The sequence below is a fragment of the Streptomyces sp. NPDC101490 genome, assembly GCF_044767145.1.
Taxonomy (GTDB): domain Bacteria; phylum Actinomycetota; class Actinomycetes; order Streptomycetales; family Streptomycetaceae; genus Streptomyces.
Map to the genome: position 1 here is coordinate 622,609 of NZ_JBIWNI010000003.1, position 11,907 is coordinate 634,515.

The 11,907-nt window shown below is 73.4% G+C and carries 14 protein-coding genes; all 14 read right to left on the bottom strand.

All coding sequences use genetic code 11. The annotated features are described in order from the left end of the window. Positions 1–145 precede the first annotated feature (145 nt). The 14 genes from ACIRQY_RS10435 to ACIRQY_RS10500 all read right to left on the bottom strand — a co-directional run bounded on the left by ACIRQY_RS10435 (position 146) and on the right by ACIRQY_RS10500 (position 11,311). A complete protein-coding gene (locus ACIRQY_RS10435) occupies positions 146–367 on the bottom strand; it encodes a helix-turn-helix domain-containing protein (protein WP_403923549.1) in 222 nt (73 codons plus the stop codon). Positions 368–549: 182 nt separating this feature from the next. Beyond that, entirely contained in the window at positions 550–1,758 is a 1,209-nt protein-coding gene (locus ACIRQY_RS10440) for a DUF3631 domain-containing protein (RefSeq protein ID WP_403923551.1), read from the bottom strand. Between the two features lie 191 nt (positions 1,759–1,949). Beyond that, complete coding sequence (locus ACIRQY_RS10445; protein ID WP_403923553.1) at positions 1,950–2,906, bottom strand: bifunctional DNA primase/polymerase; 957 nt, start codon at positions 2,904–2,906, stop codon at positions 1,950–1,952. Positions 2,907–2,996: 90 nt separating this feature from the next. After that, positions 2,997–3,749 (bottom strand): hypothetical protein, encoded by a 753-nt coding sequence (locus ACIRQY_RS10450; protein ID WP_403923554.1) that lies wholly within the window; start codon positions 3,747–3,749, stop codon positions 2,997–2,999. A gap of 17 nt (positions 3,750–3,766) precedes the next feature. Continuing rightward, positions 3,767–4,171: a hypothetical protein gene (locus ACIRQY_RS10455; protein WP_403923556.1), complete on the bottom strand. Its 405-nt coding sequence runs from the start codon at positions 4,169–4,171 to the stop codon at positions 3,767–3,769. A gap of 11 nt (positions 4,172–4,182) precedes the next feature. Then, a complete protein-coding gene (locus ACIRQY_RS10460) occupies positions 4,183–4,677 on the bottom strand; it encodes a hypothetical protein (protein ID WP_403923558.1) in 495 nt (164 codons plus the stop codon). 222 nt (positions 4,678–4,899) lie between these two features. Further along, positions 4,900–7,047 (bottom strand): hypothetical protein, encoded by a 2,148-nt coding sequence (locus tag ACIRQY_RS10465; protein WP_403923560.1) that lies wholly within the window; start codon positions 7,045–7,047, stop codon positions 4,900–4,902. Then, a complete protein-coding gene (locus tag ACIRQY_RS10470) occupies positions 7,047–8,630 on the bottom strand; it encodes a hypothetical protein (RefSeq protein WP_403923562.1) in 1,584 nt (527 codons plus the stop codon). The genes ACIRQY_RS10465 and ACIRQY_RS10470 overlap by 1 nt, the downstream gene beginning before the upstream one ends. Before the next feature lie 77 nt (positions 8,631–8,707). Continuing rightward, complete coding sequence (locus ACIRQY_RS10475; RefSeq protein WP_403923564.1) at positions 8,708–8,929, bottom strand: hypothetical protein; 222 nt, start codon at positions 8,927–8,929, stop codon at positions 8,708–8,710. A gap of 1 nt (position 8,930) precedes the next feature. Further along, positions 8,931–9,386 carry an NUDIX domain-containing protein gene (locus tag ACIRQY_RS10480; RefSeq protein WP_403923566.1) on the bottom strand — a complete coding sequence of 152 codons (456 nt, stop codon included), beginning with the start codon at positions 9,384–9,386 and terminating at the stop codon, positions 8,931–8,933. A gap of 20 nt (positions 9,387–9,406) precedes the next feature. Beyond that, on the bottom strand, positions 9,407–10,432 hold the full coding sequence (locus ACIRQY_RS10485) for a DUF2637 domain-containing protein (RefSeq protein ID WP_403923568.1): 1,026 nt from the start codon (positions 10,430–10,432) through the stop codon (positions 9,407–9,409). Then, positions 10,429–10,770, bottom strand: coding sequence for a hypothetical protein (locus ACIRQY_RS10490; protein WP_403923569.1), 342 nt, complete (start codon positions 10,768–10,770; stop codon positions 10,429–10,431). Before ACIRQY_RS10490 ends, ACIRQY_RS10485 begins: the two co-directional genes overlap by 4 nt. Continuing rightward, a complete protein-coding gene (locus ACIRQY_RS10495; protein WP_403923570.1) occupies positions 10,767–11,048 on the bottom strand; it encodes a DUF6303 family protein in 282 nt (93 codons plus the stop codon). Before ACIRQY_RS10495 ends, ACIRQY_RS10490 begins: the two co-directional genes overlap by 4 nt. After that, the gene (locus ACIRQY_RS10500) at positions 11,045–11,311 is read right to left on the bottom strand and encodes a DUF6284 family protein (protein WP_403923571.1); all 267 of its coding nucleotides are present in this window, start codon (positions 11,309–11,311) and stop codon (positions 11,045–11,047) included. The genes ACIRQY_RS10495 and ACIRQY_RS10500 overlap by 4 nt, the downstream gene beginning before the upstream one ends. Positions 11,312–11,907: the final 596 nt, after the last annotated feature.

The window sequence follows — 11,907 nt, forward strand, 5'->3', positions numbered from 1 at the left end:
GGGACCTTCCCGGCGGCGGGCTGCGCGACATTCAACCGGGGGGGGGGTTGGGCCCGGGGGGGGGGGGGCGGCCCGGGGGGGGGGGGCGGGGGGGGGGGGCCCGGGGCCCCCCCCCCCACGGGGTAGAACTCTGGGCTGCTGAGGCTCAGGCCGCGAAGTCGTCGGCCATGCGCTCGTGGGTCCACTGCCGGACGGCGGCGGGGTCGTAGCGGACGTGTTTTCCGACGCGGAAGCCGGGCGGTCCGCTGCGCTTCCTGCGCCACTGGTAGACGGTCTCCAGGGGCACGCCGAACAGCTCGGCGATGTCGTCGGGGGTGAGGTAGCGGTCGGGGAGTCCGGACCGCAGCGTGGTGACGGCGGATGCCATTCGGGTTCTCCTCTACCCGGGGGCCGGGGCCCCTTCCTGTGAGGTCCGCTACCTCCGCTACCGCCGCTACCTCCCTGGTCAGGGGGCTGTCGGTGGTAGCGGATGGGGTAGCGGTAGCGGATACGTGTCTGGGCTCCCGTTGGTGGTGCGGGGGCCCGGACGCGTGGGGTGGTGCGGGTGGGTCAGGGGGTGGTGGCGGGTTCGGTAGCCGCTACCGGGAGGGTGTCCGCTACCGGTTCCGGGGCGTTGACCTGCGGGGTAGCGGAGGTAGCGGTGGTAGCGGACTCGGCGGCGCGGGGCGGGCAGTAGCGGAGCCAGGCGTCCGCGAGGTCGCTCGCGTAGTACCCCTTGGAGACGGCTTTGGGGCCGGTTTTGATGTTGCGGGACCGGATGGTCTGTCCGTCGGTGGTGACGTAGTCGGCCAGCATCCGTGCGAGGGTGCGGGGGGTGAGGGGTTTGCCGTCGAGGTCGGCCCAGGGGGCGTCGTCGAGGGCGGTGAGCCGGTCTACGAGGTCGGCGCTCAGCAGCCGCTCGGCGCCCGCGAAGGCGTCGCGGAGGTCGGTGAGCAGCCGGATGCCGGTGCTGGCCTTGTCTCCGGCGCTGGCGGCGGCGACGAGGGCGACGCAGGCGGCGCGGGCACGGGCGGGCCAGTCGCCCCCGGCGGCGTCGGCGACGGCGATGAGGGGTTCCCAGACGTCGGCGGGCCGGTCGGTGATCCCGTCGGGCATGTCGGGCCATGCTCCTGCGATCTGGTCGCGGACGTGGTCGGCCCACTCCGCGAGGCGGTCGCGGAGCGCGTGCCCCTCGGGCACGTGGACGCGCTCGCGGAACGGTTCCACCGTCTCGTTGGGGGCGCGGCGGCGCATCCGGATGACGACGGAGCGGGTGAGGATGGTGTCGGGGAGGTCCCCGAGTCCGGCCGTGGCGAGCGCCGCGTAGACGGGGAACGGCTGGACGACCTGCGTGCTGCCGTCGCCGACGCACCGGTAGACGACTCCGGAGCGGCGGTGTCCGGCGTTGATCAGTCCGCGCAGGTCCTCGTTGCCGGAGGCGCGGGGGCCGAAGACGGTGTCGATCTCGTCCAGGAGGACGACGGGCCGGGCGGCGGTGTCGGAGACGGACCGGAACAGGGCGGCGGGGGACACGTCGGTGGTGATCATCGGCCGGGGTACGAGGGTCTGGATGATCTCCAGGGCGCGGGTCTTGCCGGAGCCGGGCTCCGGGGACAGGAACGCGATCCGGGGCGTGGACTCGAACGCGTCGAGGAGGTGGGTGTGGGCGTCCCAGAGGGTGACGGCGGTGAACGCGTGCTCGCTGGGGAACACGTTGAACCGGCGGTGGTGCCTCTCCACCTGGTCGAGCAGGGCGGCGCCGTCGATGGGCTCGGGCATGGGGAGGTCCCTCGGGGTCGGGATGGGCAGGGAGATGGTGTGGTCGGCCGGGTGCGGATCAGGGCCAGAAGGGACGCCTTCGGCGACGACCTTCCCGGCGCCCACCCTCCTCAACGACGCTGCTCTGTCGGCGACTTCGGGGAGCGCGGTTGTGGCGGTGGGGCATTTCAGGGAGGGGGGTGCGGGGGCGGTCATGCGGCGGTCGGCCGGGGCCGGGCGGTGCGGATGGACCAGTCGAGGGCACTGCGGATGGTGGTGCGGCACTCGGCCGACGGGAGTCCCGCCGCCTCCCCCGCTCCCTGAAATGCCTCCTCGGCCACGTGACGGGGGAGGTCTCCCCACGCGACGAACCGCCCCACCTTCCTTACGGACGAGAGGAGTTGGGCGTTGCGTCCGCCTTCTTGGGTGGCCCGGACGGCGGCGGTCTCCCGCTCCAGCGCCACCTCGGCGGCGCGCTGCCCGTGGCCCAGGGCCACGAGCCGCACCGGCCTGGGGGCGGCGGTCTCGGGCGGGGCGGTGAGGGCGGTGTGGAGCCAGCCGGGCAGGGGCGCGGGGGGTCGGCTGTCGAGCACCTCGTAGATCCCGGCCGGGGTCACGGAGCCGGGGGCAACGACGTACCCGCCCCACCCCCGGGTGTCCACGTGCGCGCCCAGCCGTCCGGCGGTGTTGCCGAGGCGGGCGCCGTCGGGCTGGGTGAAGTACAGGTGCATCCCGCCGCTGGGGGTCCGGGTGCGGTGGGTGAGGGGGACGGCCTGCCCGGCGCGCTCGCAGAGCGCTTCGAAGGTCGCTACGCCGTCAGGCGTTCCTTCTTTGTCTTCGGGCTTGAGGGTGTCGAGATCGACCACGAGCAACCCGGACGGGCCCGTCGCGATCCCCACGTTGTAGGGGGCGTGGGTCCAGGCGGCGGCGATCAGGTCCGCGTCGGTGGTGGCACGCTGCTCGGGCGTGCGGTGCCCCTCCGTGCACCGGCCGGTGCCGGGGCAGCGGCTCTGCGAGTGGCCTGCGGGGCGCTTGTCGCAGGGGCGGAGGGGGAAGACGTGCCAGCCGCGCTCGGCCGCCGCGAGGGCGTGGGCGAGGAGGTTCAGGCCGGGCAGGTCGATGAGCGGCGGATCCTGGGGGTCTCCCGGGATCAGCGGGGGATGCGTCATGCTGGGTGCTCCAGTTCTGGCTGGAGCCGGGGCGACCGCAGACCTTTTGCCGAGGACGACGCGGTCGCCCCGGCGCGTGTGCGGGGGCTTTTAGCTGGTGGCGGGCGTGACGGAGATGACGATGGTGGTGGCGTCGTCGCGGTATCCGTCGGCGTCGGGGCGGGCGGCGTTCACGAGTGCGTCGGCCAGGGTCTGCGGGTCGTCCGCGTGCTGTCGGACCAGCGTTTCCAGCTCGGCGGGGGTGGTCTGGGCGTGGGCGCCGTCGGAGGTGAGGATGATCAGCGGGTCGGTGATGAACGCGAGGGGCACGGTGGCGATGGAGCACCGGCCGAGGGCGCTGCGGGCGAGGTCGTCGAGGACGAGGGCGGCGGTCTCGACGTCGACGGTCTCGTCGGGGTGGTCGTCGCGGTGGAGGGTGACGGCGGTGCCGCCCCAGCGGCGGAGCCAGGTGCCCATGGTCTGGTCGGTCGAGCGCTGGATCAGCTCGGTTCCGGTCCAGCCGTAGATGCGCGCGTCGCCCGTCCAGGCGATCTGCGTGATCCCGGACTCCTCGCTGGAGACGGCGAGGACGGCGACGCCGTCGTCGACCTGGACCCCGGGCGGGGCGGCGGCCATCTCGGCTGCGGCGAGGATGCCGAGGAGGGGGCCCTTGCGGGCGCCGACCCGGGCGGCGGTCTGCGCGGCGACGTGTGAGAACTCGACGGCGGCGGGGGTGTTGCCGATGCCGTCGACGAGGGCGGCGGCGACCATCGGGGTGCCGGGCAGGCGGTGAACGGTGGCGGTGTCGGCGTTGCGGGGCCGGGTGCCCCGGCGGGACGCGGTCGCGGTGATCACGGGAGCCATCTGGGGGTTCTCCTGTCTCAGGTGGTGGTGCGCGACGGCAGGACGGGGCGGTCGATGTGCCGGTGGCTCACCTGGACGTGGTGGCCGGGGGTGGTGAGGGCGGTGGTGAGGAGTCCGGCGAGGGCGACGGAGCGGTGTCGGCCTCCGTAGCAGTGGACGTGCACATCCACGTGCTGCTCGCCGTCCGCGATGCGCCGCTCGACCGCCCGCCGGGTGGTGTCGAGGAGCTGGGCGGCTCCGGGGGTGGCCATGACGTAGGCGACGACGTCGGGGTGGCGTCCGGTGAGCTGGGTCAGGGTGGCGCGGACGGCGGGGTCGTCGGGCGGGTTGTGCAGGGCGGTGGTGTCGACGACGACCGGGTCGTCGGCGGTGGGGGTGTCGTGGTGTCCGGTGCCGTAGGAGGTGATCCGGATGCTGGCCAACTGGGTTCTCCTCAGGGGTGGTTGATGGTGCCGTTGGCGCGGCCGAACATGCCGCTGGCGGTGATGTTCTGCGTGATGTGCGTCGTCGACCCGCCCCCGCTCTCGCCGGTGCCGGGCGGGCGGCGGACCGTGCGCAGCAGGACGGGGACGGCGACGATCGCGGCGACGACGAGGGCGGCGGCGGACCACAGGGCGTGGCTCATGGCGATCAGTCCCGGGGCGGCGTAGGAGAGTCCGATTCCGGCGGCGGCGGTCCCGCCGCCGACGGTGGGGGCGAGCAGGGCGGTGGTCCGGGCCCACGCGGGGATGGGCTGCGGAGCCGGAAGCGGAACCTGCGGGGGCGGGGTGGGGTGGGTGTAGGCGAGGGTGCGGACGCCGTTGGGGAGGGTGACCCATTCGACGCCGGGCGGGATGTCGGCGGGCAGGACCACCGGCCGCATCACGGGCGCCGGAGGCGGGCTCCAGGGGCGGGCGGCGGTGATCTCGAAGGAGGTCGGCTCGTACACAACTCGGTCCCTTCGCGGGGCCGGGCAGCACCCCGGGGAAGAGGTGGTGCCCGGCGGTCTGCTTGTCTTGTCGCTTGTCGGCTGGCTTGTCGCCTCGCTTGTCGTGCGGCTTGTCTTGTCGCTTGTCTTGTCGCTTGTCGCCTCCCAGGTCAGACAAGGGATCCGGCCCGCCAGAGGGCCGTCAGGGACCTTTCCGGTGGTGGGGGGCGACAAGCGACAAGGTCAGTCCTCGGCGGGCCGGTCGGAGGCGTGGCGGTGGTGGACGTAGCGGGTCTTGGTGCCCGTCCCGATCCGGATCGCGGTGCCGTCCTCGGCCCACTCCTTGAGCCAGCCGACGACCGTCTGCCGGGTGGTGCGGTGCTCCTCGGCGAGCGCGCGGGAGATCGCGGAGGCGCCCGTGCCGTCGGGTCCGGCGGCGAGCAGCAGGGCGAGCGCGTCCCGCCTCGCCTCGCTGTCCTGCTGCTCGTTGCGGAATGCGGCCAGGTTCAGCCCGCGCGGCCGGTCGTCGTCCTCGGACGGGTCGGCGGTGGGCTCGGGAGCAGTGCCGAACTGGGCGTCGATCTGGGCCATGAACTCGGCCGCGAGCGTGTCCTCGTCCGGCCCGCCCGCCGCCAACCCCGGGGTGGGGGTGGTGGTGTCGCGGAGCGCGGAGAGGTTGAGCCCGGCTCCCGTTCGGCCGGGGGTCTCGCGGGCGGGCCGGTCGGCGGGCTGCTCGCTGGTGGCGGGGGTGGTGGTGCGCATCCAGGCGGTGCGGGTGGTGTCCCAGCGGCGGGCGTAGGCGGGTCCGGCGGCGGTCGCGGACGCCTCGTCGAGCCGGGGGTGGAGCGCGGACGTCGCCCGGACGATGTCCGCGATCTGGTGCGGCGTGATCCGCCAGCTCTTGAACAGCCCCGGCGCCTGCTCGGGGGTGCCGACGAACCCGGCGCCCTTGTACGGCGCCTGGTCCGGCCGCAGACCCCGAGTCCCCGGGAAGACCTTGGACAGGTCCATGCCTTCGACCTCCCCGCCGGTCAGGCAGACACGGGCCTTGGCTTCGCGGCGGATCATGAGGTTGCCGAGGACGGAGCTGGTGGCTCCGAGCGCGGTCAGGACCGTGCGCACCCCCATGGCGCGGAGCATCCGGATGACTTCGAGGATCTTCTCGGCGAGCTTGCGCATCTGGGGGTCGGAGCTGGCGAGGATCTCCGCGCCCTCGTCGATCAGGATCATGACCTGCGGGATCTGCGCGGAGACGGGCAGCAGGTCCGTGTTCGCGCGGGCCATGAGGTCCTGGTAGAAGACCTTGCGATGCTTGCCGAGGCGCAGGGCCGCGTCGAGCATGAGCATGGCCTCGTCGTAGGTGGAGGCGAGCCAGTCGATCCCGGGGCGGGTCTCCCGGCCGGGGGTGCCGTCGCCGTCGAGAGCGGGCCGCACCCAGGGCAGGCCCGCCGAGCCCGCGTTGAGGTCGATCACCCAGCTCAGGATGTCGCCGGACCGAGCGAAGGAGCCGAGGACGGTATGGACCATGTTGGTCTTGCCGGAGCCGGTGGGGCCGACGATGAGCGCGCACTGCTCGCGGAGGAAGACCATGACGTCCCGGCCGTCTCCCCGGACGCCCCAGGGGAGGCCGGTGTGGATGGACAGGGGGCTGTAGTCGGCGGGGTAGGGGATCTCGTTGACCAGGACGTTGACGGTGGCGACGTCGATCAGGACGCGTCCCTGGTGGATGCCGGGGGTGGCGGCGACGGTGCAGCCGTGCGGGAGGCGGGCGTCCGCCGACAGGCGGGCGGATTCCTTGGCGACCTGGTCGTAGGTCGTGCCGCCGGGCAGCTCCGCGTCGATCGTGAACCCGGTCGCGGTGGGCCACTTCTCGATCGCGAGGACCGTCACCGTGATGCCCGCGACCCGCTGGATCCGCTCGACCCATTCTGCGGCGACGGTGCGGCGTTCGGCGGAGAGCTCGGCGGCGACCTGCCGGTCCGCGATCGCGATGAGCTCCAGCTCGCGGCCGTCCTCGAACAGGGCCGCACTGCGGGCGGTGGTGCCGATGGCGACGCCGAGGACGGCGAGGGACCCGATCGCGCCCCAGGACAGTGGCCCCGTCGCGACCGCCCACGTGGTCCATCCCGCGCCCAGGAGCCAGGAGGAGGCGCGCAGGGCGACGGTGCGGGCGGAGAGCCGTTCGCGGAGGGTGGAGACGGTGTGGCCGATGGCCCCGGCCGCGCCGACCGCGAGCGCCCAGGTGGGCGGCATCCCGGTGGCGGCGCCGGTGGTGGCCAGGGCGAACGCGCCGGTGGTGGCGGACAGGGCGCCGGTCACAGGTCCGTGACCGGCCGCCCAGTCCCACACCGGCCCCGACGCGGTGGTGTCCTTCGGGGTCGTGGTGGTCATCAGACGTTCCAGCCCTTCTCGGCCTCCGGGCCGTTGCGGGGGTCGGTGTGCCGGGCGATGTCGTACGCGTGGACCTGCCGGAACAGCGGCGCGACGTCTCCCGCCGCGTCGACGGCGTGCAGCAGGGCGCCGAAGATGTCGTCGAAGGCGGCGGCGACGGCCTTCTCCAGCGGGAACTCCGAGTCGGAGCGCTCGGCGAGGATGCGGAAGGTGTTCGCCACGCTGGTCAGGGCCTCGGGCAGACCCTCGACCATGTCCAGGATCTCCATGGCCGTGTCGGGCTCGTAGGTACGGGCCGCCGTCTCCATCTCGGCGGCGGCCTCCTCGAACTTGAAACCGGACATGTTCACAACCTCCAGCGGAGACGACGGGGTGGCGGGGAGAAGGAATGCGGGGCGTTCGACGGTGTCGCTGATCTGCTGCTCGGGGGTGAGGTCGGCGTCGATCGTGGCCTCGGCGGCGGCCCGCCGCTCACGGATCGCCGCGTCCCGGACCGCCCGCTGTTCCTCGGCGGTGCGCATCAGGCGCCGGTAGAAGCGGCGCCCGGGGTGCTGAAGCCAGCCGATGCCGAGCTTCCGGCCGAGCGGGGTGGTCAGCAGCCCGAGGACGCCGAGCGGCGCCGCGAGGAGCGCGGCGAGCAGACGGCGCCCCTGTGTGCGGGCCGCTGAGCGCCACAGGTCCCGCCAGGCCCGCTTACGGACCGCCTTCTTCATGGCGCGCTTCTGGCGGGCGGAGACGGCCGTGCGGGTGGTGTCCCGGGCACCGTCGACCGCCTTCGCGGCGGCCCGGTCCCGTGCCGTACGGGCCCGCTGGACAGCCGTGTCACGAGCCGCCCCCACCCGCGCCCGCAAGCTCGAACCCGGCCTCTTTTTAGTGGAGTTGTGGCCACCGGCCCGGTGGTCGCGGGCGGGGGTGTGCGTGTGGGTGCGGGGGGTCTGACGGGGTGCGGGGGTGGGGGTGGTGCGGCGGTTGTCGGCGTTCTGACGGCGGGCCTGGGTCTCGGCGGTCCGGCGGTCGGCTCGTGTCGCGCCCCCGGCCGTCGAGCGGGCCGACTGACGCAGGTCCCGGACCTGACCGATCCGCCCCTTCTGCTGCTGCCGGGGCGCCGCCGACGCCGACGTCCCCGTCGAGCCGGAACGGCCCCGGGACGCCCCGCCCGGAAAAGCGCCGGCGGAGCGCTGCCCGGCCGCGCGGGGCGAGCTGTTCGGCTGCCGGGACGGGGTTGGGGTCGGCTTCGGGGCCGGGACCTTGGCCCCGGCCTTGGTGGTGGTCTTGGCCTTGGCGGTGCGCTGGCGGATGGCGCGGTGGGCCAGGACGGCGCCGCCGACGAGGGCCGCCCCGGCGACCGCGAGCGCGGCCCCGGCCGGGCCGCCCGCGAGCGTCGCGGCGGCGACCGTGCCCACGGTGCTGTTGACGCTGGTGGTGGCCAGCGGAACCACCGGCCACCCACCCGCCGTATGTGCGACCCCGGCCGGACCCTGCTTCGTCTTCCCCTGCTCCGGAGCCGGAGCAGGGGGCGGGACGGTCGGCGGAGCGGGCGGCGGGACGATGCCCACTACCGGCTCCGTACTGACATCGGTCATGCTGGCTCCCTCCTCAGGGAGATCAGGGGCCCGGCCGGGACTGTGGAAGGAAGCGGCCGGGCCCTGCTTTGTGCGGGTCAGAGGGTGTTTCGGTCGAGGGAGAAGAACAGGACGACGGCGTCCTCCATCTCCCGGTGGGAGCGGGCGGCGTCGGCCCGGAGCTGCATGAGGATGTCGAAGCGGGTCTCGCCCACGCGCGGGGTGTGGGTGCCCTGGAGGGTGCACACGCCACCGTCCGGACCGCCCTGGAGGGTGATCACGTAGGCGTGGGTGCCCTGCCTCTGACTGCGGAGCGCCATATCAAATCCCCTTCACAGAGCTGGAGTTGATGGCGATCGCCGGGGTCTTGCACAGTGCCTCGCGGACGATGTCCGTGTGGTCGAACGCCAGCGGCTGGCCGGGGGTGTCGAAGGGGACCCAGCACACGGCGGCGGCGTCGTCTCCGGCCCGCGCGGTGGTGGTGGCGGGGACGGTGACCATGAAGGCGGCGCTCACGAACCGGCCGCGCGGGTCCCGGCCGGGGGCGTCGTAGAGGCCGACGAGGGTCAGATCGGCCTCGTTCACCTGGATGCCGGTCTCCTCGGCCAGCTCGCGGACGGCGGCGGCGCGGGCGGTCTCCCCGGAGTCGACGTACCCGCCGGGCAGAGCGAGACGGCCCTGGAACGGCGGCCAGCCACGCTCGATCAGCAGGACGTCCCCGCCCCGCACACACACGATGTCGGCGGTGAACTGCACCATCTCGGTCTCGGTGCTCATGGTGGCTCCTTCGGTGCCGCTCATACGGCGGCGGTGACGGGGGTGGTGTGGCGGAGTTCCTGGTAGTGGCCGGTGACCCAGCCGGTCGACCAGCCGCACAGCTCGGCGGCCCGGCGGACCGGGAGCCCGGCCGCGAAGGCGGCGGCGACGGTCTGGCGGGCCACTGCCTCGGACTGCTTCTCGGCGGCGGGTCCGGCGGCGAGGAGGGCGGCGTGTTCACGGGCGGTGCGCTCGGTGGCCTGGCGCTGTTCACGCTCGTCCCGTTCCGCGTGTTCGCGGCGCTCCTTCTCGGCCTGCTCGGCGGCGGCGTGTTCACGGCGTTCACGCTCGGTCCGCTGCTGTTCACGGATCCGCTCGCCGTGTTCACGGGCTACTCGCTCGGCCCGCTCGGCGGCCTCGGTCCGGTCCCGCTCGGCCTGCTCGCGGGCGGTTTCCCGGTCGGCCTGTTCACGGGCCAGCCGCGCCTCGTGGTCACGCTGTTCACGGGCGAGCGTGGCCTCATGCTCCCGACGCTCCCGCTCCCGCCGGTCGGCGTCCTCGGCCCGCTCCCGGCTCGCTGTCTCGGCCTGCTCGGCGCGCTGCCGGGCCTCGTCCTCACGCTGACGGCGCTCGGCCCGCTCACGCTCGGAGGCGACCGCCTGAGCGGCGTTGATGGCCCGCCGGTAGGCCAGGCCGGTCTCCGCCGTCACGATCAGCAGCAGCGGCGCGACCGCATGGACAGCGGCCCCGACCAGGTCTTTCTTCAGGAGGGAGTCGGCGGTGTTCAGGGCCAGGGTCATGACCCCGGTCATCCACCGCAGCACCACCGGCCACCTGCCACCGTCCCCGCCCAGGCGGGCCAGGACCGCGTCGAGGCGGACCACGATGACGACGGCGGCGTCGACCACGATGGGGAGGATGGGGGCGGTCCACTTCCAGCCCTCGGGGGTGTGGGCCCGCATCAGGGGGGTGACCGTGAGGACGGAGTAGAGCATCGCCCCGCACACGATCAGCCACGTCCCGACGTTCAGCGCCTTCTCGGCTGAACGGATCTGAACACTGTTCATCCCGCCGCCCCCGACCCCGCGCCGACCGGCACGAGAGCCGGGATCGGCGCGAAGCCGACCAGCCGAACATCAGCCCCGGCGACAGTCCCGTGAACGATCCGCACCGCCGTCGGGCCGTCACCCTGAACACGGTGAACGATCCCCTCCGGGCTGATGTCCAGAGCCTCACGCCACGCCTCGAACGCGCCGAAGTCGTCGTGGTGGAACGCCAGCTCCAGCCGCTCGGGGAAGATCTCCGAAATGTGGATGGCCGGGGCGGGCAGGTGCGCGAACTCCGTCCCCAGGACGAGCAGGGCCGCCAGCGGCGCGGACAGGTCCGCGAGCCTCAGCGCGTTCACGACGCGCCCCCCTCGGCGAGCGGGCGGACCGGGAGGGACGCCGACAGGCGGACGCGGTAGTCGTCCGGCCCGGACAGCTCCTCCCACTCCCAGGCGGCCCCGGGCTCCACCGGCTCGTAACCGAGGGAAGCCAGGAACGCCAGCCGCTCCGGCCACGTCGGCGCGGACGCACGGGCAAGGTGGACGGTGGGCCAGGACGAGGGCCGGGCGTCGTCGGTGACGACGTGGAGCTCCCACAGACCCGCCGCGCGGGTCACCAGCCGGGCGATGTGCGTCATGCCGCACCGCCCGACAGCGTCGCGGCGGCGCGGTTGGCCAGGTCCCGGCGGGCCGCCAGCACCCGGCGGCGGGCCCGGCGGATCCGCAGCGCGTCCAGCTCCGCCACCGGCCGGTCCAGCGCCATGATCTCTGCGTCGAGCAGGTCGACCGCCGCCAGGATCAGCGGCAGTTCCAGTTCGATCGCGTCCAGCTCCGCGTCCGACGGCTCACCGTCGAACGCCAGGCCCCCGCCATCCGCGGGGAGTGTGATGATGGATTTCATGGGTCTTCCTTCCACAGAGGAACGGCCCGATCGAGGCCCCGGAGCTGTAACTCCGGGGCCTCTCGCCGTTGGAACCATCCGGCTCCCCTCGACTCCGCCCGTACGACACCCCGCAAACGGGGCCGGACGGGCGGAGGAGGCAACCGGCCGCAGCCGAATGGCTGCGGAGGTCAGGCGACTCAGCGGGCATCGCCGTCCGTGCCGGTCCAGCACTGCGGCGCCCTTGGTCTTCGCTTCACGTCGGCCTCCAACGGGGCGGACATGCACATGCGTAGTTCGTTCGCGATCTTTGCCCTTGTCTCACCGCACGTACGGATCGCTTGTCCGCCCCGCAAGGGCGGCCTGGGAAAAGGTGCTTGCTGCTCGTGCGGCAGGGCCTGCGGCTTGTCGCAGATGCCTGTCGTTCTGTGTCCACTGTTCAGTTCTCAAGCCAGCAGTCGCTTCCTTGAGACCCCTTTCGAGGGCCCTCCGGGCGTCGAGCAAGTACGGGCATGCCGTACAGGCCACCTCCTCCGACTTGTCTGGAGGAGTGCCGTGGCATGAGTTTGCCCACTCCCGGGTTGGAGAGTCAAGCCCTCTCGTCTAACTTGTATGGA

Excerpts from the sequence above, each read along its gene's own strand:
- ACIRQY_RS10435 (WP_403923549.1), bottom strand. The coding sequence starts at position 367 with ATGGCATCCGCCGTCACCACGCTGCGGTCCGGACTCCCCGACCGCTAC.
- ACIRQY_RS10440 (WP_403923551.1), bottom strand. The coding sequence starts at position 1,758 with ATGCCCGAGCCCATCGACGGCGCCGCCCTGCTCGACCAGGTGGAGAGG.
- ACIRQY_RS10445 (WP_403923553.1), bottom strand. The coding sequence starts at position 2,906 with ATGACGCATCCCCCGCTGATCCCGGGAGACCCCCAGGATCCGCCGCTC.
- ACIRQY_RS10450 (WP_403923554.1), bottom strand. The coding sequence starts at position 3,749 with ATGGCTCCCGTGATCACCGCGACCGCGTCCCGCCGGGGCACCCGGCCC.
- ACIRQY_RS10465 (WP_403923560.1), bottom strand. The coding sequence starts at position 7,047 with ATGACCACCACGACCCCGAAGGACACCACCGCGTCGGGGCCGGTGTGG.
- ACIRQY_RS10470 (WP_403923562.1), bottom strand. The coding sequence starts at position 8,630 with ATGACCGATGTCAGTACGGAGCCGGTAGTGGGCATCGTCCCGCCGCCC.
- ACIRQY_RS10475 (WP_403923564.1), bottom strand. The coding sequence starts at position 8,929 with ATGGCGCTCCGCAGTCAGAGGCAGGGCACCCACGCCTACGTGATCACC.
- ACIRQY_RS10480 (WP_403923566.1), bottom strand. The coding sequence starts at position 9,386 with ATGAGCACCGAGACCGAGATGGTGCAGTTCACCGCCGACATCGTGTGT.
- ACIRQY_RS10485 (WP_403923568.1), bottom strand. The coding sequence starts at position 10,432 with ATGAACAGTGTTCAGATCCGTTCAGCCGAGAAGGCGCTGAACGTCGGG.
- ACIRQY_RS10495 (WP_403923570.1), bottom strand. The coding sequence starts at position 11,048 with ATGACGCACATCGCCCGGCTGGTGACCCGCGCGGCGGGTCTGTGGGAG.
- ACIRQY_RS10500 (WP_403923571.1), bottom strand. The coding sequence starts at position 11,311 with ATGAAATCCATCATCACACTCCCCGCGGATGGCGGGGGCCTGGCGTTC.